The sequence below is a fragment of the Propionicimonas sp. T2.31MG-18 genome, assembly GCF_964266745.1.
Taxonomy (GTDB): domain Bacteria; phylum Actinomycetota; class Actinomycetes; order Propionibacteriales; family Propionibacteriaceae; genus Propionicimonas.
Window position 1 is genome coordinate 136,159 of sequence record NZ_CAXWGX010000027.1, and the last position, 22,425, is coordinate 158,583.

General features: G+C 73.0%; 19 protein-coding genes. 12 read left to right on the forward strand and 7 right to left on the reverse strand.

All coding sequences use genetic code 11. The features are described 5' to 3' along the window. Nucleotides 1–9: 9 nt before the first annotated feature. The 4 genes from ACFQQJ_RS13670 to ACFQQJ_RS13685 are packed head-to-tail and all read right to left on the reverse strand — an operon-like array spanning nt 10 to nt 4,755. The gene (locus ACFQQJ_RS13670; protein ID WP_377107241.1) at nt 10–855 is read right to left on the reverse strand and encodes a siderophore-interacting protein; all 846 of its coding nucleotides are present in this window, start codon (nt 853–855) and stop codon (nt 10–12) included. After that, nucleotides 852–2,933: an iron ABC transporter permease gene (locus ACFQQJ_RS13675; RefSeq protein WP_377107242.1), complete on the reverse strand. Its 2,082-nt coding sequence runs from the start codon at nt 2,931–2,933 to the stop codon at nt 852–854. The genes ACFQQJ_RS13670 and ACFQQJ_RS13675 overlap by 4 nt, the downstream gene beginning before the upstream one ends. Then, a complete protein-coding gene (locus tag ACFQQJ_RS13680; RefSeq protein WP_377107244.1) occupies nt 2,930–3,922 on the reverse strand; it encodes an ABC transporter substrate-binding protein in 993 nt (330 codons plus the stop codon). Before ACFQQJ_RS13680 ends, ACFQQJ_RS13675 begins: the two co-directional genes overlap by 4 nt. After that, nucleotides 3,904–4,755, reverse strand: coding sequence for an ABC transporter ATP-binding protein (locus tag ACFQQJ_RS13685; RefSeq protein WP_377107245.1), 852 nt, complete (start codon nt 4,753–4,755; stop codon nt 3,904–3,906). Before ACFQQJ_RS13685 ends, ACFQQJ_RS13680 begins: the two co-directional genes overlap by 19 nt. A 113-nt stretch (nt 4,756–4,868) precedes the next feature. Between ACFQQJ_RS13685 and ACFQQJ_RS13690 the strand changes: the two genes are divergently transcribed. The 7 genes from ACFQQJ_RS13690 to ACFQQJ_RS13720 all read left to right on the forward strand — a co-directional run bounded on the left by ACFQQJ_RS13690 (nt 4,869) and on the right by ACFQQJ_RS13720 (nt 14,646). Beyond that, complete coding sequence (locus ACFQQJ_RS13690) at nt 4,869–6,065, forward strand: winged helix-turn-helix domain-containing protein (RefSeq protein WP_377107248.1); 1,197 nt, start codon at nt 4,869–4,871, stop codon at nt 6,063–6,065. A 159-nt stretch (nt 6,066–6,224) separates the two neighbouring features. After that, the gene (locus ACFQQJ_RS13695; protein ID WP_377107249.1) at nt 6,225–7,049 is read left to right on the forward strand and encodes a transporter substrate-binding domain-containing protein; all 825 of its coding nucleotides are present in this window, start codon (nt 6,225–6,227) and stop codon (nt 7,047–7,049) included. A gap of 88 nt (nt 7,050–7,137) precedes the next feature. Continuing rightward, nucleotides 7,138–7,941, forward strand: a complete 804-nt coding sequence (locus ACFQQJ_RS13700; RefSeq protein ID WP_377107251.1) for an amino acid ABC transporter permease — start codon at nt 7,138–7,140, stop codon at nt 7,939–7,941. Then, nucleotides 7,938–8,747, forward strand: coding sequence for an amino acid ABC transporter ATP-binding protein (locus ACFQQJ_RS13705; RefSeq protein ID WP_377107253.1), 810 nt, complete (start codon nt 7,938–7,940; stop codon nt 8,745–8,747). Before ACFQQJ_RS13700 ends, ACFQQJ_RS13705 begins: the two co-directional genes overlap by 4 nt. 155 nt (nt 8,748–8,902) lie before the next feature. Further along, the gene (gene secA / locus ACFQQJ_RS13710; protein ID WP_377107516.1) at nt 8,903–11,734 is read left to right on the forward strand and encodes a preprotein translocase subunit SecA; all 2,832 of its coding nucleotides are present in this window, start codon (nt 8,903–8,905) and stop codon (nt 11,732–11,734) included. Nucleotides 11,735–11,752: 18 nt separating this feature from the next. Beyond that, nucleotides 11,753–13,165, forward strand: coding sequence for an FG-GAP repeat domain-containing protein (locus tag ACFQQJ_RS13715; protein WP_377107256.1), 1,413 nt, complete (start codon nt 11,753–11,755; stop codon nt 13,163–13,165). 101 nt (nt 13,166–13,266) lie between these two features. Beyond that, nucleotides 13,267–14,646, forward strand: a complete 1,380-nt coding sequence (locus ACFQQJ_RS13720) for an FG-GAP repeat domain-containing protein (protein WP_377107258.1) — start codon at nt 13,267–13,269, stop codon at nt 14,644–14,646. Here the strand turns inward: ACFQQJ_RS13720 and ACFQQJ_RS13725 are convergent. From ACFQQJ_RS13725 to ACFQQJ_RS13735, 3 genes are all read right to left on the reverse strand, one after another. Continuing rightward, nucleotides 14,627–15,133 carry an Rv3235 family protein gene (locus ACFQQJ_RS13725; protein WP_377107260.1) on the reverse strand — a complete coding sequence of 169 codons (507 nt, stop codon included), beginning with the start codon at nt 15,131–15,133 and terminating at the stop codon, nt 14,627–14,629. The two genes, ACFQQJ_RS13720 and ACFQQJ_RS13725, sit on opposite strands and share 20 nt — an antisense overlap. Before the next feature lie 82 nt (nt 15,134–15,215). Then, the gene (locus tag ACFQQJ_RS13730) at nt 15,216–16,535 is read right to left on the reverse strand and encodes a hypothetical protein (RefSeq protein WP_377107261.1); all 1,320 of its coding nucleotides are present in this window, start codon (nt 16,533–16,535) and stop codon (nt 15,216–15,218) included. After that, nucleotides 16,532–16,876 (reverse strand): hypothetical protein, encoded by a 345-nt coding sequence (locus ACFQQJ_RS13735; protein WP_377107262.1) that lies wholly within the window; start codon nt 16,874–16,876, stop codon nt 16,532–16,534. The genes ACFQQJ_RS13730 and ACFQQJ_RS13735 overlap by 4 nt, the downstream gene beginning before the upstream one ends. A 204-nt stretch (nt 16,877–17,080) precedes the next feature. Here ACFQQJ_RS13735 and ACFQQJ_RS13740 point away from each other — a divergent pair, with 204 nt between their 5' ends. From ACFQQJ_RS13740 to ACFQQJ_RS13760, 5 genes are all read left to right on the forward strand, one after another. After that, on the forward strand, nt 17,081–18,337 hold the full coding sequence (locus tag ACFQQJ_RS13740) for a wax ester/triacylglycerol synthase domain-containing protein (protein WP_377107263.1): 1,257 nt from the start codon (nt 17,081–17,083) through the stop codon (nt 18,335–18,337). After that, nucleotides 18,337–18,804 carry a DUF6912 family protein gene (locus tag ACFQQJ_RS13745; RefSeq protein WP_377107264.1) on the forward strand — a complete coding sequence of 156 codons (468 nt, stop codon included), beginning with the start codon at nt 18,337–18,339 and terminating at the stop codon, nt 18,802–18,804. Before ACFQQJ_RS13740 ends, ACFQQJ_RS13745 begins: the two co-directional genes overlap by 1 nt. A gap of 43 nt (nt 18,805–18,847) precedes the next feature. Then, nucleotides 18,848–19,648, forward strand: coding sequence for a Ku protein (locus ACFQQJ_RS13750; RefSeq protein WP_377107266.1), 801 nt, complete (start codon nt 18,848–18,850; stop codon nt 19,646–19,648). 37 nt (nt 19,649–19,685) lie between these two features. Then, a complete protein-coding gene (gene pruA / locus ACFQQJ_RS13755) occupies nt 19,686–21,317 on the forward strand; it encodes an L-glutamate gamma-semialdehyde dehydrogenase (protein ID WP_377107268.1) in 1,632 nt (543 codons plus the stop codon). 382 nt (nt 21,318–21,699) lie between these two features. Continuing rightward, nucleotides 21,700–22,395, forward strand: a complete 696-nt coding sequence (locus ACFQQJ_RS13760) for a hypothetical protein (protein ID WP_377107270.1) — start codon at nt 21,700–21,702, stop codon at nt 22,393–22,395. Nucleotides 22,396–22,425 lie beyond the last annotated feature (30 nt).

The following is a 22,425-nucleotide window of genomic DNA, read 5'->3' on the forward strand; positions in this document are numbered from 1 at the left end:
CGCGGCGGCTCAGCCGCGGGACGGGTGGCCGGCGCGCCAGTAGCCCATGAAGGCGGCGTTGCGTCCGTCGTAGCCGGCGGCGGCGAGCCGCTTGCGCAGGCGGTTCACCCAGCCGACCTCGCCGGCCACCCAGGCGTAGCGGTCGTGGTCGTCCCCGGAGGCCTCCTGCCACAGGTCGGGGTCCGGCTCGCCGGGTGAGGCCGGACTGCCCGGCCCGCCGAACAGGACGCGGTCCGCCGCGGTACCCACCGGCGCTCCCGGCGACCGCACCGCCCAGTCGACGCGGACGAGCGCGGGAGAGTGCAGGGGGAGCCGGTCGTCGTCGTGGGGTACCTCCAGGACGACCCGGCAGGCCTGGCCGGCGTCGAGCGTCGCCAGGATGTTGCGGATCGCCGGCAGGGCGGTCTCGTCGCCCACGCACAGGACGTGCCGGGCCCCGCCCGGCCGCCAGGCGACGCCACCGGCGGCCGCGTCGCCCCGGCCCGGGGCGACGAGCAGCAGCCGGTCGCCGGGACGGGCGCGCAGCGCGAAGCGGCTCAGCGGTCCCGCCTCGCCGTGCACGGCGACGTCGATATCGACCTCGCACTGATCGGGGCGGTGCGCGGCGATCGTGTAGGTGCGCATCGGTGGACGGAGGCCCTCGGGCAACGCGCACCACGTCGCGTACCAGCCCTCGCCGTCGTCCGCGGCGAGGGACTCCAGGAGTTCCGCCCCGGCGAGCACCAGCTTCACCCGCTGGTCGACCCCCGCCCAATCGAGCTCGGAGAGCCCGGCGCCGGCCAGCCTCAGGCGCCGGAAACTCGCCGACACCGTGGTGGCCGCCACGACAGTCACGGAGAAGGGGCGGTAGCTCATCGCGTCCGCACCCGGGCGAGCAGGGCGAGGAAGTACGGCGCGCCGACCAGCGAGGTCACCAGCCCTGCCGGCAGCTGGGACGGCGCGATCACCGTGCGTCCGACGGTGTCGGCGGCCACCACCAGCAGGCCACCCAGCAGAGCGCTCAGGGGGAGCAGCCAGCGGTGGCGGCGGCCGACCAGCAGCCGCGCGGCGTGCGGTGCGACCAGCCCGACGAAGGCCAGGACGCCGATGCTCGCCGTGGCGGCGCCGGTGAGGAGCACGGCCAGGCCGAGCGCGATCATGCGCGAGCGCGCCGGGTCGAGGCCGAGCAGCCGGGGCGTCGCGTCGTCCACCTGGAGCACGTCGAGGTCGGCGGCCGTCCCGCGCAGGACCAGCAGCGACGCCACGAGCACCACGGCGAGCGGCACCAGCTGGGCGGCGCCGGCGCCGTAGGTGGACCCGCCCAGCCAGGTGATCGCCTTCGCCTGGTTCCACGGGTCGGTGCGGACGAGGATCGCGGAGGTGACCGCGCTGGCGGCCGCGGCCAGCCCGATACCCACCAGGACCACGCGCGTCTCGTGGAGGCCGCCGCGCAGGCTGAGCGCGAACAGGGCGGCCGCCGCGGCGAAGGCGCCGGCCGCGGCCCCGCCCGTCACGACCGGCCAGGCGGCCCCGGGCAGGGCGACGAGAGCGAGCACGGCGCCCAGTCCGGCGCCGGCGGACACGCCGAGGATGCCGGGGTCCGCGAGCGGGTTGCGCGTGACCGCCTGCACCAGTGCGCCCGCCACTGCCAGAGCGGCCCCGGCGAGCAACGCACTGGCCACGCGGGGGGCGCGCGCGTCCAGGATGAGGGTGATCCGCTTCGAGGCGGTGTCGGACAGCCAGTGCGCGACGTCGCCCAGCAGGAGCGGCGAGTCGCCGAGCAGCAGCGCCCCGGCCACGCCGGCCACGACCGCCACGCCGGCGGCGGCCAGCAACGCCGCGGGGTGGCGCCGCGTCCAGCCGGCCCCGAGCCGGAGAACCTCTTGCGGGGCGGGGCCGCCGAGCCCGAGGCGGTGGGCGGCGACCGCGAGGAAGACCCCGCCGAAGACGGTGGTGACCACGCCCGTGGGCACCTCGACGCCCTCGAGTGGTCCGAACGCCAGCCGCAGGCCGACGTCGGCAGAGAGCACGACCAGGATGCCGACGAGCGCGCTGACCGGGATCCGCCAGGCGTGTCGGGCCAGCGGCGGGACGCGTCGGGCGGCGAGCGCGACGAGGGCCGGGGCGCACAGGCCGACGAAGCCGATGGGGCCGGCGATCGTCACCGCAGCCGCGGTCAGCAGGACGGCCGAGCCCGCCAGCGCCAGCCGGTTCGCCCCGACCCGGACGCCGAGCCCGCGGGCCACGTCCTCGCCGAGGGCGAGCAGGTCGAGGTTGCGCGAGAGCAGCAGGGCGACGGTCAGGCCGGCGACGATCACCGGCAGCACTTCGAGCACCCCGTCCAGCCCTCGCTGGTTCAGCGAGCCCGCGCCCCAGGCGAACAGCCCGCGGGTCTCCTGGGTGTTGAGGATCATCAGCGATGAGGTCAGGCTCGACAGCGCGAGCGCCAGCACCGTGCCGGCGAGCACGAGGCGCAGCGGTGATCCCGCGCCGCGGGTGAGGCCGAGCAGGAGGGCTGCGGCGAGGACACCACCGAGGAAGGCGACGGCCACCCCGCCGGGGAGCGGCAGTGCCGTCGGCAGGAGCGCGACGAGCACCAGGGCCAGGTGGGCGCCGGCCTCGACGGCGAGCGTGTCTGGGGAGGCGAGCGGGTTGCGCGCCATCCCCTGGAGGATCGAGCCGGCCGCCCCGAGCGCCGCGCCGACCGCGAGCGCCGCGGCGAGCCGGGGCCACCGGGAGTCGATGACGACGAGCGCGTCCGCATCGGTGCCCCGGCCCAGGAGGAGTCCCAGCAGGTCGCCGGCGTCGACGGCCGCCGTCCCCTGGGTGAGGTGGACGGCGGCCAGCCCGGCCAGCACGAGCGACAGCGCGGCCACCAGGGCGACGGCAGCGGGGACGCCCCGTCCATGCCCGCCGGTGGCAGTGACCCGTCCCGGCGCGACGGTGGCCGTCACGAGGTGACGGCGGTCACCACGTCGGTGATCCACTGCTTCGCAGAGGCCGGGCCGCCGTAGATCCAGATGCCGACGCCCATGCGGTGCACCCGGTCGGCCTCGACGAACGGCAGCGAGCGCCACAGCTTGTTGCCGGCCAGGTCGGCGAGGGGGTCCTCGGTGTCGGAGTTGCCCCAGTAGCCGAACTCGGTGTCGGCCGGCAGCCGGGTGAGTCCCTCCAGGTCGAGGGTCGACAGACCCCACGCCTCGTCCCCCGCCTCGCTCCATGCGGGCTGGAGGCCGAGCCGGGAGGCGAGCGCGATCGCTGACGATCCGGGCCCGTGCATGCGGAGCGAGAAGGAGTTGCCCTCGGCGTAGATGTAGGACAGGGAGAAGGGCGTGCCGGCACGCCCCGCCTCGCTGATCGCGGCGGTGCCGGCGGCGATCGCCGCGTCCAGGTCGGCCAGCACGGCCGCCGCCTCGGCCTCCCTGCCCAGCAGCGTGGCGGTCGTGGTGAAGTTCTCCCTCATCAGCTCGAGCGGGCGGCCGGCGTCGGCGCCGGTGAGCAGGACGACCGGCGCGATCTTCTCCATCTGTGCCATCGCGGACTCCGGCACCGAGCCCACGATCCCGATGATGAGGTCCGGCTCGGCCTCGGCCACCGACTCCAGGCTCGGCTCGGTGCGCGTGCCGACGTCCACCGGGGTCCCGGTGATCGGGGACGCGGTGACCCAGGAACCGTAGCCCTTCACGTCGGCCACGCCGACCGGCTGCACGCCGAGGGTGATGACGTCCTCGGTGGTGTTCCACTCCAGCGACACCACGCGGGTGGCCGGGGCGTCGAGGGTGACCCGCGCGCCACGCCCGTCGGTGACCGTGATCGGCCCCGACGATGATGCCGTCGGACCCGCGACAGCGGTGTCCACGGCCCGGGGGGCGTCGGTGCTGCCGCAGCCGGCGATGGCAAGGAGCGGGATGGTGAGGACGGTGGTCAGGAGGCGGCGGCGCATTCGTTGGCTTCCTTGTCGGTGGTGGGACGTTCCCGGCGGTGCCGGGGACGGGGGAGGACGGTGGGCACGGCGGTCGTCGGGTCGACGATCACGTCGACGCCGATCTCGTACACCTCGCTGAGCAGGGCGGCGTCGAACACGTCGGCGGGCGTCCCCTCCGCGACCACCCGGCCCTCGCGGAGGAGGACCACCCGGTCGGCGATGGCCGCCGCCTGGTTCAGGTCGTGCAGGACCACGCCGACGGTGACGCCGTGCACCTCAGCGAGGTCGCGGAGGAGGTCGAGCAGCTCGACCTGGTGGCGCAGGTCTAGGTAGGTGGTCGGCTCGTCGAGCAGCAGGACGGCGGTGTCCTGGGCCAGGCAGGAGGCGAGCCACGCCCGCTGGACCTGCCCGCCGGACAGCGCGCCCACGTCCTGCGCGGCGAGGTGGGTCAGGCCGGTGAGCTCCAGCGCACGGTCCACGGCGGCAGCCCCGCCGGGGTCCGCGCGGCGCCAGCGTCCACGGTGCGGGTGCCGGCCGAGCTCCGCCACCTCGCGCACGGTCAGGCCGGACATCGCCGGCCGGCCCTGGGTGAGGACGGCCAGCCGCCGGGCGAGCTGGCGGGGGGAGAGGGCGCGCAGCGGCGCGTCCCCCACCTCGACCTCGCCGGTACGGAGAGGGAGGAGTCTCGAGAGCCCGCGCAGCAGGGTGGACTTGCCGCTGCCGTTCGGCCCGATGAGCACGGTCACGCGCCCGGCGGGCAGGCGGACGCCCACCCCGGCGAGCACCGGGTCGCCGCCGTACCCGAGGGTGAGGTCCCTGCCACTGAGGCCTGCGGGAGCCGGGTTCGTCATGAGGTAAGGCTAACCTTACTAAAATAAGAAAGGCAAAGCTTTCTCAAATGGCGGGCGCCGGGGGAAGGGGGGCGGGGACGGCTGTCGGTGGGTGCCGCTACGCTGCCCGGGACATGACCGCACACCTCACCCAGGCGCAGGCCCGCCGCGTGGCCCTGGCCGCACAGGGCTTCGGCCGACGAGCCTCGGCGGCACCCACCACGCGGCAGCTGCAACGCGTGCTCGACCGGACCGCGCAGTTCCAGATCGACTCCGTGAACGTGTGCGTGCGGGCCCACTACGTGCCGCTGTTCGCCCGCCTGGGCGCGTACGACCGGGGGCTGCTCGACCGCGCAGGAAATGCCGCGCCGCGCCGGGTCTTCGAGTTCTGGGGGCATGCGGCCTCGCTGATCGATGTGGACCTCCAGCCCGCGTTGCGCTTCCGTATGGCCGAGCACGCGCAGCGTCCCTGGCAGGCGATGGACCGCATCCTGCGGGAACAGCCCGGCCTCCTCGACAAGGTGATGGCCCAGGTGGCGGAGCGGGGGCCGCTCACCGCGCGCGAGGTGGAGCACGAGCAGGAGCGCATCCCCGGCGGGTGGTGGAACTGGTCGGACGTGAAGTCGGCCCTGGAGTGGCTGTTCTACATCGGCGAGCTCACCAGCGCCGGCCGCAACACCCAGTTCGAGCGGCGCTACGACCTGCCGTCACGCGTGCTGCCGGCGAGGATCATCGCCGCGCCGACCCCGACAGAGGAAGAGGCACGGCTCATCCTCGCCCGGCGGGCCGCGGCGGCCCTCGGCGTGTTCACGCCGGCCTGGCTGGCGGAGTACTTCTACACCGACCGTGCGCGCACCGCCACCGCTCTCGACGGGCTCGTGGCCTCCGGAGAGGTCGAGCCGGTGGTCGTGAAGGGCTGGAAGGACCCGGCCTACCTCTGGGCCGACGCGGCCCGTCCGCGCCGGATCGAGGGCGACGCCCTGGTGGCCCCGTTCGACACCCTCGTCTTCGACCGGGCACGGTTGCTGCAGGTGTTCGGGACGCACTACCGGATCGGGCTCTACACCCCCAGGGCCGAGCGGGTGCACGGCTACTACGTGTACCTCTTCCTCTCCGGCGACCGCATCGCCGCCCGGGTCGACCTGAAGGCCGACCGGAGGGCGTCCGCGCTGCTCGTCCAGTCGTCGTGGCTGGAGGAGGACGCGCCCGAGGCCGAGACGGCCGCCCGCCTGGCCGCCGAGCTGGGGAGGATGGCGGACTGGCTGCAGCTGGCCGACGTCGTGGTGAACGACCACGGCACCCTGGCGGCGTCGCTGCGCTCTGTCGTCTGAGACGGGCCGCCCGCATCGTGAACAAAGTGTGACGTGATACCCCTGCCCGGCCCGCTCGCGGGGCGGGTACTGTAACGCCACCTTCACATGGGGTGGCTAGCGTTCAACTGCTCCGCACCCCCAGGGGGAAGCCCGCATTCGAGAAAGAAGTCCCGCGTCATGCTCGTCAAGAAGACACTGACCCTGGCGGCATCTGTGGCCGCCCTCGCCCTCGCACTCACGGGCTGCGCCGGCGCAGCCCCGACCGCGTCGGCCCCCGCCAGCAACGCCTCCTCGGCGCCCGCCGTCGACCTGAAGCTCGTCGAGGCCGGCACCCTGACCGTCTGTGCGGACGTCCCGTACCCGCCGTTCGAGATCGAGGACACCAGCACCGCGACCGGCTACAGCGGCTTCGACGTGGACGTCATGGACGCCCTCGCCAAGAAGCTCGGCCTCACCCTCAAGGTGATGGACGTCGAGTTCGACGCCCTGCAGTCGGGCACCGTCCTCGTGGCCAACCAGTGCGACATCGGCGCCTCGGCCATGACCATCACCGAGGAGCGGAAGAAGAACATCGACTTCTCCGATCCCTACTACGACTCGCTGCAGTCGCTGCTCGTGAAGACCGACTCCGGGATCACCAACCTGGCCGGGCTGTCGGGCAAGAAGATCGGCGTGCAGAAGGGCACCACCGGCAAGACCTACGCCGAGGAGAACGCCCCGAAGGACGCGCAGCTGATCGAGTTCCCGTCCGACGGCGAGCTCTGGCCCGCGATCCAGGCCGGCCAGATCGACGCGATCCTCCAGGACCAGCCGGTCAACCACACCCACGAGGTCGCCGACGCCGCCTACAAGATCGTGGAGACCTACTCCACCGACGAGCAGTACGGCTTCGCCTTCGCGAAGGACAAGAAGCCAGAACTGCTGAAGGCCGTGAACGACCAGCTGAAGGCCATGCGCGCCGACGGCAGCTACGACACCATCTACAAGAAGTACTTCGGCTGACCCCTGCCGGTGGGGGTCGGGCTCCGGCCCGGCCCCGCCGGTTCCGGTCGAACCCGCGGGTCCGGCCCCCGTCCCAGACTAGGGAGAGATGGTGGCTCTGCTCTCATCACTGAAGCCGACGGCGAGGCAGCGCGTCGGTCGCCTGTCCTCGTACCTCGTCGGCATCATTTTCGTCGTCCTCGTGATCGTCGTGGCCGACTGGCCGACGATCGCCAAGCAGTTCGCGAACCCAGAGGTCGCGGCGAAGATGTGGCCCGGCATCGTCACCATCGCCCTGCGCAACACACTGCTCTACACCATCGCGAGCTTCATCCTCGGTTCGCTGCTGGGCATCCTGCTCGCGGTGCTCAAGGTGGCCGGCGGCCCGCTGGGCTGGTTCGCGATCGGGTTCATCGAGCTCTTCCGGGGCATCCCGGCCCTGCTCACGATCTTCGCCTTCGCGTTCGTCGTGCCGATCGCGTTCAACGTCCAGGTGCCCGGCGGGGCGGTGGGAGCCGGCATCCTCGGCCTCACCGTCGTCACCGGGGCGTACACCGCCGAGATCATCCGCTCGGGCATCGAGGCGGTGTCACCCGGCCAGCGCGAGGCGGCGCGGTCGCTCGGCATGACCTCGGGCCAGACGATGTTCTGGATCATCCTGCCCCAGGGCCTGCGGATCGTGATCCCGCCCATGACCAACGAGTTCGTCATGCTGCTCAAGGACAGCTCGCTGCTGTTCATCGCGGGCGCGACCGTGCAGTCCAAGGAGCTCACGACGTTCGCGCGCGACTCGCTGAGCCAGACCGCGAACGCGACGCCCCTGATGATGGCCGCCCTGCTGTACCTCCTGGTGACCCTGCCGCTGACGTGGCTGGTGGGCAGGCTGGAGAAGCGATTGGACCCCAAGCGATGAGCATCCTGACCCCGGACCTGGAGTCCAGCGCGCCCCCGGTCGTGATCACCGGCCTGCACAAGAGCTTCGGCGACAACGAGGTGCTCAAGGGCATCGACCTCACCGTCGAACAGGGCGAGGTGGTCTGCGTGATCGGGCCGTCCGGCTCCGGCAAGTCGACGCTGCTGCGCTGCGTGAACCTGCTCGAGAAGCCGACGGCGGGTTCCGTCCGGCTCCTCGGCGCGGAGATGACGGACCCGGACGTCGAGCTGAACCAGGTCCGCACGCACGTGGGCATGGTGTTCCAGTCGTTCAACCTGTTCCCCAACATGACCGCCCTCGGCAACTGCATGATCGCCCAGCGCCAGGTGCTGAAGCGCTCGAAGGCGGAGGCGCTGGAGATCGCGACGAGGAACCTCGAGCTGGTCGGGCTGTCGGACCGGATGGACTACAACCCGGCCAAGCTGTCCGGCGGCCAGCAGCAGCGGGTGGCGATCGCCCGGGCGCTGTCGATGGACCCGAAGGTGATGCTCTTCGACGAGCCGACCGCCGCGCTCGACCCCGAGCTGGTCGGCGACGTGCTCGCCGTCATGCGCGACCTCGCCGAGGCGGGCATGACCATGATGGTGGTCACCCACGAGATGTCCTTCGCCCGCGACGTGTCGGACCGCACGATCTTCATGGACGGCGGCGTGATCGTCGAGGAGGGACCCTCGATCGACCTGATCAGCGCACCGCAGGAGAAGCGGACGCAGGTCTTCCTCAAGCGGGTGCTCGACCCGACCCACATCGAGGATTCCGAGCTGGGGGAGACCGAGCCCGACTGACCGTCCGCCACGGGCCGCCGCGCGACCACTGTCGACCACCGGGCCTGCCCCTGCCGCTCCACGGCGCGGGGGCAGGCTCGTCTAGTATGGGGAGGCCGCCGCGCTGATCGGCGCGGACGCTGCGCCGCGATCAGGAAGCGAACACCGTGGGTCTACTGGACAAGATGCTGCACATGGGCGAGGGCCGGCAGCTGAAGAAGCTGAAGGTCATCTCCGCTCAGGTGAACTCGATCGAGCCGGACTTCGTGGCGATGTCCGACGACGAGCTCCGTGGACAGACCGAGGCCTTCCGTCAGCGCCTGGCGGACGGGGAGTCGCTGGACGCCCTGATGCCGGAGGCCTTCGCGACGGTCCGCGAGGCGTCCCGGCGGGTGCTGGGCAAGCGCCACTTCGACGTCCAGCTCGAGGGCGCCGCCGCCCTGCACTGGTGCAACATCGCCGAGATGAAGACCGGTGAGGGCAAGACCCTCGTCGCGGTGCTCGCGTCCTACCTCAACGCCCTGTCGGGCAAGGGCGTGCACGTGGTCACGGTGAACGACTACCTGGCGCAGTTCCAGTCCGAGCAGATGGGTCGCATCCACCACTTCCTCGGACTGAAGGTGGGCGTGATCCTGTCGCACATGACCCCGGCCGAGCGGCGCGAGGCGTACGCCTGCGACCTCACCTACGGCACCAACAACGAGTTCGGCTTCGACTACCTGCGCGACAACATGGCGCTGAGCATCGACGACTGCGTCCAGCGCGGCCACCACTACGCCATCGTGGACGAGGTCGACTCCATCCTGGTCGACGAGGCCCGCACGCCGCTGATCATCTCCGGCCCGTCGGAGGACAACTCGTCGTGGTACCCCGAGTTCGCCAAGCTCGTCCGTTCGCTGAAGAAGGACGTGCACTACGAGGTGGACGAGAAGAAGCGGACGGTGTCCGTGCTCGAGCCCGGCATCACCGCTGTGGAGGACCGCCTCGGCATCGAGAACCTCTACGAGTCCGCGAACACCCCGCTGATCTCCTACCTGAACAACGCGATCAAGGCCAAGGAGCTGTTCAAGCGCGACAAGGACTACGTGATCCTCGACGGTGAGGTGCTCATCGTCGACGAGCACACCGGACGCACGCTGATCGGCCGCCGCTACAACGAGGGCCTGCACCAGGCGCTCGAGGCGAAGGAGGGCGTGGAGATCAAGGACGAGTACCAGACGCTCGCCACGATCACGCTCCAGAACTACTTCCGCATGTACTCCAAGCTCGCGGGCATGACCGGCACGGCGAAGACCGAGGAGTCGGAGTTCCAGAAGATCTACGGCCTCGGCGTCCTGCCGATCGACACCAACAAGCCGATGGTCCGCAAGGACCAGGCCGACCTCATCTACCGCACGGAGGAGGCGAAGTTCGACGCCGTCGTGGCCGATGTCGTCGAGCGCCACGCGCTCGGCCAGCCGATCCTGATCGGCACCGCCAGCGTCGCCAAGTCCGAGGTGCTGAGCCGCGCGCTGAAGCGGGCCGGGGTGAAGCACGAGGTGCTGAACGCGAAGAACCACGCGCGTGAGGCCGCGATCATCGCCCTCGCCGGACGCAAGGGTGCGGTCACCGTCGCCACCAACATGGCCGGCCGTGGTACCGACATCATCCTCGGCGGCAACGCCGAGTTCCTGGCCGACGCGCGGCTGCGCGACCGTGGCCTCGATCCCGTCGAGCACGCCGACGAGTACGAGGCCGCCTGGCCGGAGACGCTGTCGGCCATCGAGCAACAGGTCGCGGACGAGCACGAGGAGGTCGTCGCGCTCGGCGGCCTGTACGTGATCGGTTCGGAGCGGCACGAGTCGCGGCGCATCGACAACCAGCTCCGCGGACGCTCGGGCCGCCAGGGCGACCCGGGCGAGAGCCGCTTCTACCTGTCGCTCCAGGACGACCTGATGCGGCTGTTCAAGTCCGACATCATCGACTGGGTGCTGCAGACGCTGCGCGTGCCCGACGACATGCCGATCGAGAACAAGCGCGTGAGCAAGTCCGTGCAGCAGGCGCAGGAGCAGGTCGAGGCGATGAACTTCGAGATGCGCAAGAACGTGCTCAAGTACGACGACGTGATGAACCGCCAGCGCCACGCGATCTACGGCGACCGGCGCCGGGTGCTCGAGGGCGCCGACGTCGAGGAGCAGCTGCGCGGCACGGTGAACACCGTGGTCGAGCAGTACGTGCGCGGCCTCACCGAGGGCTTCGTCGAGGACTGGGACCTGGACGCGCTGTGGACGCAGCTCCGCACCCTGTTCCCGGTGACGCTCGACCTCGCCGACTACGCCGGACGTGGTGACCTGACCGTCGAGGAGCTGGTGGCCGACTTCCAGGCCGACGCGCAGGCCGCCTACGACGCGCGCACGGAGGCGCTCGGCGAGGAGACCATGCGGGAGTTCGAGCGGCAGGTGCTGCTCACCGTCCTCGACCGCAAGTGGCGCGAGCACCTCTACGAGATGGACTACCTGCGCGAGGGCATCGGCCTGCGCGCCATGGCGCAGCGCGATCCGCTGGTGGAGTACCAGCGCGAGGGCGGCGACATGTTCAACGCCATGATGGAAGCGTTCATGGAGGAGGTCGTCGGCTACCTGTTCAACCTCCAGGTGCACGTGGAGCCCGCGGCCCCGCAGGTGGGCCTGGTGCCCGGGCCCAACGGCCGTCCGGTGACCGCCGGTGACCTCGTGGCTTCCGGGCCCGATGACGACGTCCCCGATCTCGGCAGCCCCGGGGTCGAGCAGCACCGTGTGCCGATGCCGGAGGAGCCGGCGCTCACCCGGCGCCCCGCGCTGAAGGCGAAGGGGCTGGAGCCGAAGGCCGCCCGTCCGATGGCCTACTCCGCACCGAGCGAGACCGGCGAGGCGACGAAGTCGGGCACGAAGACCGCCACCGACGACCCGTACGCGGGCGTGGGACGCAACGCGCCGTGCCCCTGCGGATCCGGCAAGAAGTTCAAGATGTGCCACGGACGGGCCGCCTGAGCCGAGGAGGCGAGGTCGATGCGGTCGGGGCTCCTCACCGCAGCACGGCTGGCGGCCGCCCTGGCACTGGTGGGCGCGGTGTCGGCGTGCTCGCCCGAACCCCCGCCCGTCCCACGGCCCACCACCGCGCCGACCGCTGCCCGCCCGGCGGCGACGACCGGCGACCTCGACGGAGACGGTGAACCGGACCTGGTGGTCGGGGGAACCGGGACCCCGGCCTCGGTCCAGGTCAGGTACGCGACCGGCCGGGTGCAGACCATCGTCCGGGCAGACCTCGACGGGACGGCCGCCGCGTCACGCTTCGGCGCCTCCGTTCTGGTGCGCGACCTGGACGCCGACGGCTTCGCCGACCTGGTGGTCGGCGACCGCGGGGACGACGCGTCCGGACAGGCGCTGTTCCTCGTACCCGGGTCGGCGGACGGACTCCTGCCGGCCGCGGCCCACCGCTACGACGCGCCACCCCGCGTGGGTCGCTTCGGCTCGGCGCTCGCCCTGCTGGAGAGCCCCCGCCGCGCTCTGGTGGTCGGGGCCCCCGGCGAGGTCGAGGACGGCTACGTGGGGGGCGCCATCGTGGTCTACCCCCTCGGGGCGGACGGACTGCCCGCGTTCGACGTCCGGGTGGTGACCCAGGGAACCGCCGGGGTGCCGGGCAAGGCGGAACGCGGCGACTGGTTCGGGGCCAGCCTCGCCTCCGACGGGAGACTCCTTCTGGTCGGTGCACCGCTGGAGAACGCCGGCCCGGTGCCCGAGGCGGGCGCGGTGAACGTGCTCACCTGGGACGGCACCGGCTTCCGCGGCACCGGCCTGACCAAGCGGACGCCGGGCGTGCCCGGCACCGCGACCAGCGGTGACCTGTTCGGGGTGTCGGTCGGCATCGGCGACGGCTACGCGGTGGTGGGGGTCCCCGGCCAGGACCAGGGCCGCCGTACCGGTGCGGGCGCCGTCCAGCCGTTCCGGGTGGAGGGCGACACGCTCGTCCCGCTGGCCCCGATCACCCAGGACAGCCGGGGGTTGCCGGGAGCGGACGAGGCCGGCGACGCCTTCGGCACGGCCGTGGCCGTCGTCCGCCCGTGCCCGGGCGTGGTGGGTGCTCTCGTGGGGGCGCCCGGGGAGGACATCCAGAACGCGTCCCGGGCGGGCGCGGCGTGGGTGGTGCCGTTCACCGCGGCAGCCGGGTGCCCGGCGCGCAAGCTCTACGGCGGCCACGCCCTCGGCGCGGCGGAGAAGACGGGGAAGCGCATCGGGTCGGCCGTCGCTGCCCTGCGCGGCACCGATGCCGGGGCGGCGGACACGCTGGTCGTCGCGGCGCCGGGGGACGCCGGCTCCGGGGGCGGCACCGTGTACGTGCTGGCGCCGGGGGCCGATGCCGCGGAGGAACCGTTCACCGGCCTACCGACGCCCTTCGGGATCAGCCTCGCGGCCGCCGGCTGATCGGGGCGGTTCGAGGGGACGTGTTCGTACGACTTCGGCGTCCACCGTGGTGGAGCCCGCGGCCCCTGCGGCCTAGCGTGGGACGGTCGAAGGAGACACCGATGCTCGCCCGCACCACCACCGTCGTCGCCGCGGTCCTGGCGCTGGCCGCCTGCACGCCGGTGCCGTCGCCATCCTCGACCGGGCCCGCCCTGCCCTCGGTCACCGCGGCCACCCCGGCCTCCTCTCCCGCCACCGTCCGGTCGGCGGCGAGCCCCGACTTCGACGGTGACGGCCTCCCGGACCTCGCCGTCGGCGTGGGCGAGCCGGCGGCGAGGGTCCACGTCCGCTACGGCGCCGGACGCACGCAGGACCTCACCCGCCCCGGCCTGGACGGTGCCTCCTCCTACGGCTTCGGGCAGTCCCTCCTGGCCGGCGACCTCGACGGCGACGGTTACGCCGACCTGGTGGTCGCCGACGCCGACGAGTCGTTCGGCCAGCCGCAGGCGCTGTTCGTGCTGCGCGGGTCGGCCTCCGGGCTGGAGGTGGGCGCCGCGACCCGGGTGGTCACCACCGGGCTGGCCGTCCGGGGGGCGCTGGCCCTGGTGACCACGCCGGAGCGGATCCTCGCCGTGTCGGGCTACGACGCCACCGGCGGCGTCGTCCGGCTGTTCGGGCTCGGGGCGGACGGGCTGCCCGTCGGCGAACCCCGGACGCTGGGTGCCGGGCCGTCCGACGGGTTCGGCGAAGCCCTGGCCGCGAGCGGCCCGGTGCTGGTGATCGGCGCCCCCGGCCGGGCCGTGGCCGGTGCGCGGGCCGCCGGGGCGGTGACGGTGCTGCGCTTCCTCGCCGGCGGCACCTATGACGAGCACACCTACACCCAGGAGTCCCCCGGGATCCCGGGGACGCCGCAGGCGGGGGACCGCTTCGGCGCGTCCGTCGCGGCGGGTGACGGGCATGTCGTCGTCGGCGTGCCCAACGACCATGACGCGAGCGCTGTCGGCGGTCGCGTCCAGCCGTTCCGGATCGTCGGGGCGGAACTGTCGCCCCTGCCGTCGATGGTGCAGGGCGACGGCGTGGTCCCGGGCCGGCCGGAGCCCGGCGACGCCTTCGGGTGGACGCTGGCTGTCCTGCGCGTGTGCCCCGGGGTCCCGGGCGTGCTCGTCGGGGCGCCGGGTGAGGCGATCGGCTCCCGGCCCCAGGCAGGCTCGGCCTGGCTGCTGCCGCTGGCGAACGGCTGCCAGGCGCGGCAGGTCTACGACCGGGCCACGGGGCTGGGCGACCCTGTGGAGGGCGCCGTGGTGGGCTCGGCGGTCGGCGCCCTGCGCCGGGACGGCGGCTCCGCGGACACCCCTGTCGTCGTGGCCCAGGGCAACAGCGAGGAGGGCGTGTGGGGTCGCGTCCTCACCCTCGGCGCGCCGGGGCAGACGGCCACGGTCGTGATGTCGGACCTGCGCCTCGGTGACGACCGCGACGTGGTGGTCACCTCGGCAGCGGGTTGATCCAGCCTGCCCGGTGCACGACCCCGGGGTCGAGGGCGATCACCAGGTGGGTGGCGACCCACCGGCCGCGACGGCGGCTGAGCCGCACCGCTGCCGCGCGGGACGCTGCCCCCTGGCGCAGGTGCGCCGAGACCTCCAGGGCCTCCTCGTGGGGCGCCTGGACGCGTACCGAGCGCAGCCGCAACCCGTCCCCGACGCGCGCCCGGCGCAGGTGCTCGAGGAGGTTGAGCAGGTCGGGCTCCGCCCACAGCTCCAGCTGGAGGGCCGACCGCTGGCCGGTGATCACCTCCACCAGCGCCGCGGTCAGCGCGGTCGCGAGCTGGCGCAGGTCCGGGTCGAGCGCGGACGGGGGTGCTGCCGCCTCGGTGACCACTGTCCAGGGCAGCACGGGCTGGTCGGGACGGGGCGTGCCGGGCGGCTCCAGCAGCAGCGCGGACGCGGGCCGCGAGGCCGGTGCGGGGCGACAGGTGGCCATGGTGGGGTGCACGGCGCCTCCTTCGTGGTGAGGAGGTCAGGGTGCTGCCGTGCCGCCGCCCGGCGCCACGGGTGCGGCGCGATCTGTGGACAACTCAGGGCGAGAAGAGCAGGAGCAGGCCACCGCAGGTGTAACCCACCATCACCACCAGCAGCGGTACCTGGCCGAGGACGCGCCGGCCGGCCGGCAGCACCCGGAGACTGAGCTCGTGGGCGACCAGCACGCCGAGCAGGTGCCCGCCGACGATGGCGAACAGCTGGATGAGGGCTGTGGCCTGGGGTGCCTCCAGCCAGAGCTGGTTGATTCCGAGTTCCGCGGTGCCGAAGGCGTTCCAGCCCCACCCGAGGGGGTCGGAGAGGTTGATCATCGTCCGCTGTCCCTCCAGGACCAGCAGGCTCAGGTAGTGAGCAATCGCGTAGCCGATCACGATCGGGATCACGCTGGCCGCGAGCAGGTCGAGCAGCGTCCCCTGACGCAGCCGGCCGAGGCCCCGCACGCCGAGGGCGAACGTCAGTCCCACCAGGGCCACCATGGCGAGCTGGCCGGACGTGCTCCACAGCACCCGGGGAAGGTCGGAGGACTGGACGGTGCGCACCCACCACGAGGTCCCGGTGAAGCCGTCGAACGCCGTGCCGCCGAGGAGGACGGCGACGACGGCCCAGGTCCCGGCCGGCGACCGCGACGTGGACAGGTGCCGCAGCGGGTTGACCAGGGCGACGCGCCCGTCCACGCGCTGCCAGGGGGAGGCGCGCGAGACCAGCACGGCGTACGCCTCGAAGGGGTCGGCCGACCGCACCCAGCGTGGGCCGAACAGGACGCCGCCGCCGACGACGACCACCACCCAGGCCAGCCACCACCAGCGGAGCACGGCGAGGGTGTTGTTGTCCGGCTGCACGAGCTCCAGCCAGGTGAAGGCGGCCAGGCCCACCGCGGCCGGGTACCGTCCGATCCGCCGCCACACCGGCGGAGTCAGCGGCAGCACGCCGTCCCGGGGCAGGCCCGCGCGTCGGGCGAGGAGCACCAGGGTGCGCAGCGGGTTCGCCGTCCGCCAGACCGGGCCGAGCAGCAGCGACAGGGGGACCAGCCCGACCCACATCCACACGTACGCGAACCCGAACACCGGGTTCGTCACCCGGTCCTGGCCCGCCCACAGGGCCATGCCGACCCAGACGAAGGCGAACAGGCCGATCGCCGCCAGGGCGATCCGCGTCCCCCGGGCGTCGACGACCCGGGTCAGGCCGGGCAGGGCCCGCCCGCCCGGGACGCCGTCCCAGCGGGGTTCGCGCCAGGCCAGGGCCAGGACGGCGAACGACAGCACCAGGACGAGCGCGGCACCGGTCACCGCCAGCGGGAGCGGCAGCGGCAGGTCCTGCCGGGAGCCGAGGCCGTGCAGCGGGACCAGCAGGGGGGTCACGAGACGACGAGTTGCAGGATGGTGAAGACCGGCTCGTGCGACTCGATCTCGAAGCGCCCGACGCGGTCGAGGGTGATGTCCTTCGTGACGCTCGCCCCCGGCGTCACCGGGATCTCCAGGTCGAAGCCGTGCACGTGCACCGCGTCCTCGCGGTCGGAGGTGATCACCAGTTCCAGGACGCTGCCCCTGGCGAGTTCGACACGCTGGCCGTTGGGTTCGACCTTGCCGTCGGCGAGGGTGATCCGGATGACGGTGCGGGCCGGCTCGGCGGGCGCGGACGGTGCGGCGGCGCAGCCGACGAGCAGCAGCGCCGCGAGCAGCGATCCGACGGTCTTGCGCATGCGTCCTCCTGGTCCGGGCGCCGCCCACCCTAACGACCGTCAGCAACGTCCCGCCAGACCGCGGACGGCGCGGCGCCCGTCGCGGGACGGAACCGTCGTCGGCGTTGGCCGGCTCGGCCGCATCCCGCGCTTCGTCTGGGCCGACCGGCAACTCCCGCCCCCGCCGTACATGGTGGAGTGAGGACCGGTGGGTAGGGTTGTGCCGTGAGTGACCCGGTGACGGTGACCGAAGCCGCCCTGCTGGCCCGCGACCAGGAGTCGCAACCCTGGCAGCAGGCCGTCGTCGCGGTGCTGTCCGGCCCGCTGGACCGGGCCGACCTGATCAACCGCGTGCGGGAGCGGATCGAGTACTCGCCCCGCTTCCGCCGGCTGGTGGACGGCTGGCCGGTCCCCGCCTGGGTGGACGACCCGCACTTCAGCGTCGCCGGGCACGTCCACGAAGAGGCGCTGGCGCCCGGGCAGCGCCTGGAGGACTGGCTGGCCGAACGGCTCGCCCGTCCCCTCGAGCGGGTACACCCGTTGTGGGAGGCCACCCTCGTTCAGGGGCTGGCGCCGGGGACGCAGGCGCTGGTGGTGCGCGCCCACCCGGCCCTGGTCGACGGGTACGACAACGTCCACCTCCTGCAGGAGCTCTTCGACACCGAGCCGGGACCGGTCGAGGGGACCGTCGGCGAGTGGCAGCCGTCCGACACCCGCGCGCCCGGGCTGGGAGACCTCGTCGGTGCGCTGAACGACCCGCTGAAGGCCGTCGCCGGCGCCGCGACGGGCCTGCTCGGCATGGTCGAGAACGCGGTGCGCACGGTCTCGGCCAGCCCCCGGGAGCACCACGTCGCGGGGGTGGAGGTCGACCTCGACGTGCTCGCGGAGGTCCGGACAGCGTTCGGCTGCACCACCCACGACGTGCTGCTGGCCCTGGCCGGGGCGGGCGTCCGCGGGTGGCTGCTCGACCACGGCCGTGCCCTGGAGGACCCGGTCGCGCTCGTCCCGCTGGCCGTCCAGGAGCCCGCGGTGCTGGAGTCGGCCATCGGTTGCCGGATCGCCCCGTCGTGGCTCGGGCTGCCGGTCACGCCGGTGACGGCGGCCGAGCGGCTGCGGACCGTCGCAACGCTCACGCGCGCCCGGCTCGACACCGGTCTCAGCGTGCCCGCCCGTGATCTGGTCGACCTCGCCGGGTTCGCCCCGCCGACGCTGCACGCCGTGGCAGCGGGGACGGTGGCCGCGGGGCGTCCGCACACGGTGACCGTGGCCAACGTGCCCGGCCCGGACGGGGACCGCTACCTGGGGCGCGCGAGGCTGCGCCAGGTGTATGCCCTTACCGCCACGACGGACGACGAGCAGGTCAACGTCTCGATCACCAGCTTCCGCGGCCGGGTGACGCTGGGCGCGACGGCGGTCGCCCCGCTGCGGCGCTGGGCCCGCGACGTGAGCGCCGAACTGGGTGCGCTGCGGGCGGAGGTGTGATGGCCCTCGTCTTCGTCCCGGTCAGCCCGTCCGCCCTCGCGGGCTGGGCGCGCGGTGGCGTCCTTCCGGGCGCGGTGCGGGCCCACGCGGTGACCCCTGGCCTGCGGGCGGCGTTCGTCCCCGACGACGAGGAGGAGGCCGAGCACATCGCCCTGCTGGTCGCCTCGGTCGCCGGGCTGCGCGCCCACGGCGCCAGGCTGGTGGCCGTGGCGGGGACCGGCGTCCCGCTCGCACCCGCCGGGGATGCCGACTTCGGCGAGGTGGAGGTGCGGGACCTGCCGTTCTCGGCCGTCCAGAGCCTGTTCGCCGACGAGCCGGGCGCGGCGACGCTCGTGACGGCCGCGGCGCAGGCACCGGCGGCGGACCTGGCACAGGCCTGGGACGCACCCGCGGTGGTCGCGTTGCTCGAGGGGGCAGACCTGCTCTGGCACGGGCCGGGGGAATGGGACAGTCTGGGTAAGGGTTGAGCCGGAGAGGGCGCACGACCGCCCGCACGAGGGGAGGACGAACATGCCGAGGTCCATCTGGAAGGGCGCGGTGTCCTTCGGGCTGGTCACCATCCCGGTCAAGATCTACGGGGCCACGGAGGAGAAGGACATCAGCTTCCGGCAGGTCCACGCCGCGGACGGCGGCCGGATCCGCTACAAGCGCGTGTGCGAGGTCTGCGGCGAGGAGGTGCCCTACGCCGAGATCGCCAAGGGCTACGAGGCCGCCGACGGCCGGATGGCCATCCTGTCCGCCGAGGACTTCGCGGAGCTGCCCGCCGCGGACGGCAAGAGTGTCGACGTGGTGCAGTTCGTGGACGTCGACGAGATCGACCCCAGCTACTTCGACCGCACCTACTTCCTCGAGGCGGAGAAGGTCGGCACCAAGCCCTACGTCCTGCTCAGGGAGGCGCTCGCAGAGACCGGCAAGGCTGCCGTGGTCAAGGTCGCCCTGCGTTCCCGGGAGACCCTCGCCCTCATCCGCCCGGTGGGCGACGTGCTGCGGATGCACACCATGCTGTGGCCCGACGAGCTCCGTGACGGCTCCTTCGCCGCGCCGGAGGGTGACGTGAAGGTCAGCGATGCCGAGGTCGGCATGGCGCGGTCGTTCATCGAGCAGCTGTCCGGCGACTTCGACCCGTCCCAGTTCAGTGACGACTACCGGGAGGCACTGGAGAAGGTGATCGACGCCCGGCTGGAGGGCGTCGAGCTGCCCGCGCCCACCGGCGAAGCGCCCAAGGAGGCGCAGGTGGTCGACCTCGTCGCGGCGCTGCGCGCCTCGGTCGAGGCGGCCAAGGCACGCCGAGCGGAGGCCGCGGCCAGCTGAGGAACGAGGGGGGTCGCGCGGGGCGTAGAGTCGGCGCGTGGACGCGATCACCCAGGTACCGAGGCCGGTCAACGAGCCGGTCAGAAGCTATGCCCCCGGCACCCCGGAGAGGGCCTCACTGAGGCGCACGCTCGACGAGCTCGCCGCGACACCGGTCGACGTGGCGCCGGTCATCGGCAACCGCGCGCGCGGGGGCGAGGCGGCGCACGAGGTCCGGATGCCGTCCGACCACTCGACGTTGCTGGCCAGGGTGCGCCAGTCCTCGGCCGAGGACGCCACCGCCGCGATCGACGCGGCGCAGGCGGCGTCCCGCGACTGGTCGCTGATGCCCTTCGACGAGCGGGCCGCGATCTTCCTGCGCGCCGCCGAGCTGCTCGCCGGCCCGTGGCGCGACCGACTGAACGCCTCGACGATGCTCGGCCAGGGCAAGACGCCGCAGCAGGCCGAGATCGACGCCGCGTGCGAGCTCATCGACTTCCTCCGCTTCAACGTCGCCTTCGCGCGCGAACTGCACGCCAACCAGCCGATCTCGTCCGCGGGCATGTGGAACCGCATGGACTACCGTCCGCTGGACGGGTTCGTCTACGCGATCACCCCGTTCAACTTCACCTCGATCGCCGGCAACCTGCCCACCGCGCCCGCGCTGATGGGCAACACGGTGATCTGGAAGCCCGCCCTCACGCAGAGCTTCTCCGCCCACTTCTGGATGGAGCTGCTGCTCGAGGCCGGCCTGCCCGAGGGTGTCATCAACATGCTGCCGGGCCACGGCGCAGAGGTGTCCGACGTGGCGCTGTCGCACCCGGCCCTGGCCGGCATCCACTTCACCGGCTCCACCCGGGTGTTCCAGGGGCTCTGGGCGCAGGTGGGGGCGAACCTGGCCGGTTACGGCGCCTACCCGCGACTGGTGGGGGAGACCGGCGGCAAGGACTTCGTGGTGGCCCATCCGTCCGCCGACCCGGACGCGGTCGTGGCGGCCCTCGTCCGTGGCGCGTTCGAGTACTCGGGACAGAAGTGCTCGGCGGCGTCGCGCACGTACCTCCCGCGGGGGCTGTGGAACCGGATCCGCGACGACCTCGTCGCGCGTACGGAGGGGCTCGCTGTCGGCGACGTCCGCGACTTCTCGAACTTCACCTCCTCGGTGATCGACGAGCGCGCCTTCACCAAGCTGTCCGCCGCGATCGACCACGCGCGGGCGTCCGCCGATGCCGAGGTGATCGCGGGCGGGACCTGTGACCGCAGCGAGGGGTGGTACGTGCGGCCCACGCTCGTCACCACCGACAACCCGCGCCACGACGTGCTCTCCACCGAGTACTTCGGCCCGCTCCTGGGCATCTTCGTCTACGAGGACGAGAAGTATGACGAAGTACTACGGATGGTCGACGAGACGTCGTCCTACGCGCTGACCGGCGCGGTCTTCGCGACCGAGCGGTCCGCGGTGGAGCTGGCGTCCAGGGAGTTGCGGCACGCGGCCGGCAACTTCTACGTCAACGACAAGCCGACCGGGGCGGTCGTGGGCCAGCAGCCGTTCGGCGGCAGCCGGGCCTCGGGCACCAACGACAAGGCCGGCTCGCTGTGGAACCTGATGCGCTGGGTCAGCCCGCGCTCGATCAAGGAGAACCTGCTCCCGCCGACGGCGATCGACTACCCGCACATGCTCCCCGAGGCCTGATCGAGTCACCGCTTCCGCGCCCGTCCCGCTCGTCCCACCTGTCGCGCTTGCCCCCGAGTGCAACCGTCGCTACCGGAATTCCGGTAGCGGGAGTTGCACTCGGTAGCGGGAACGGAGAGGGCGACCGCGCGTTTCTGGCGGTGGACGCGCCCGCGGCTGGTGTCGGTGAAGGGCGTCGCCGGCATCCGAGCTTCCCGGGTCGTGTACGCCCGCTGCCGCCAGCGGGGAGAGTCACTGTCCCCTCCCCCCTGTCCCACCCGTTCGGCTTGCTGCCGAACGCAACTCCTGCTGCCGGAATTCCGGTAGCAGGAGTTGCGATCGGGGGCGCGGACGGGGGAGGGGATGGCTTGACGAAATAGAACAGGTGTTCGATGATCGATGGGTGAAGCGCGCTCCCGAGATCACGGTTCCCCGGGGGGAACTGCTGGAGCGGCTGCGCGCCCAGGTGGCCCGCGCGGAGGCACGCATCCGGCCGTGCCCGTTCCCGGTGCCTCCGCCGCTCACCGGGCTGCTCCCGGACGGGGGGCTGAAGGCCGGGGCTGCCTACTCGCTGGAGGTGGGCGGGGCACTGCTGCTGGCGCTGCTCGCCGGACCGTCGCAGGAGGGCCACTGGTGCGGCGTGGTGGGCATGCCGGAGTTTGGGGCCGAGGCTGCGGGGAGCGCGGGGGTGTCGCTGGAGCGGCTGGCACTGGTTCCCGATCCGGGGGACCAGTGGCTGGCCTCCACCGCTGCCCTGGCCGAGGCAGTCCCGGTCATCGCCGTCCGTCCGACCGGCCGGGTGCGGGAGTCGGACGCCGTCCGGCTGATGTCGCGGCTGCGCGACCGGGGCGGCGTCCTCCTCGTCCACGGGCCGTGGCCGCGGGCCGAGGCGCGGCTGTCCCTCGGCGACGTGCGCTGGGCGGGGGTGGGCGACGGGTACGGCCACCTCTCCCGCAGGGAGGTGACCGTGACGGTGGTCACCCGCAGCAGGCCGGTGCCCCGGAGCGTCCGGCTCGTGCTGCCCACGCCCGAGGGCCTGCTTGCTGCCGCCGTGCCCGCTCCCGTCGAGCAGGCCGCACGGCTCAGGGCGGTCGGCTGATGAAGAGCCCGGAGCCGGCCGTCGACGCCC

Bases quoted from the DNA above. Each gene is read 5' to 3' on its own strand.
- ACFQQJ_RS13670 (WP_377107241.1), bottom strand. From the start codon at position 855: ATGAGCTACCGCCCCTTCTCCGTGACTGTCGTGGCGGCCACCACGGTG.
- ACFQQJ_RS13680 (WP_377107244.1), bottom strand. From the start codon at position 3,922: ATGCGCCGCCGCCTCCTGACCACCGTCCTCACCATCCCGCTCCTTGCC.
- ACFQQJ_RS13685 (WP_377107245.1), bottom strand. From the start codon at position 4,755: ATGACGAACCCGGCTCCCGCAGGCCTCAGTGGCAGGGACCTCACCCTC.
- ACFQQJ_RS13690 (WP_377107248.1), top strand. From the start codon at position 4,869: ATGACCGCACACCTCACCCAGGCGCAGGCCCGCCGCGTGGCCCTGGCC.
- ACFQQJ_RS13695 (WP_377107249.1), top strand. From the start codon at position 6,225: ATGCTCGTCAAGAAGACACTGACCCTGGCGGCATCTGTGGCCGCCCTC.
- ACFQQJ_RS13700 (WP_377107251.1), top strand. From the start codon at position 7,138: ATGGTGGCTCTGCTCTCATCACTGAAGCCGACGGCGAGGCAGCGCGTC.
- ACFQQJ_RS13705 (WP_377107253.1), top strand. From the start codon at position 7,938: ATGAGCATCCTGACCCCGGACCTGGAGTCCAGCGCGCCCCCGGTCGTG.
- ACFQQJ_RS13715 (WP_377107256.1), top strand. From the start codon at position 11,753: ATGCGGTCGGGGCTCCTCACCGCAGCACGGCTGGCGGCCGCCCTGGCA.
- ACFQQJ_RS13720 (WP_377107258.1), top strand. From the start codon at position 13,267: ATGCTCGCCCGCACCACCACCGTCGTCGCCGCGGTCCTGGCGCTGGCC.
- ACFQQJ_RS13735 (WP_377107262.1), bottom strand. From the start codon at position 16,876: ATGCGCAAGACCGTCGGATCGCTGCTCGCGGCGCTGCTGCTCGTCGGC.
- ACFQQJ_RS13745 (WP_377107264.1), top strand. From the start codon at position 18,337: ATGGCCCTCGTCTTCGTCCCGGTCAGCCCGTCCGCCCTCGCGGGCTGG.
- ACFQQJ_RS13750 (WP_377107266.1), top strand. From the start codon at position 18,848: ATGCCGAGGTCCATCTGGAAGGGCGCGGTGTCCTTCGGGCTGGTCACC.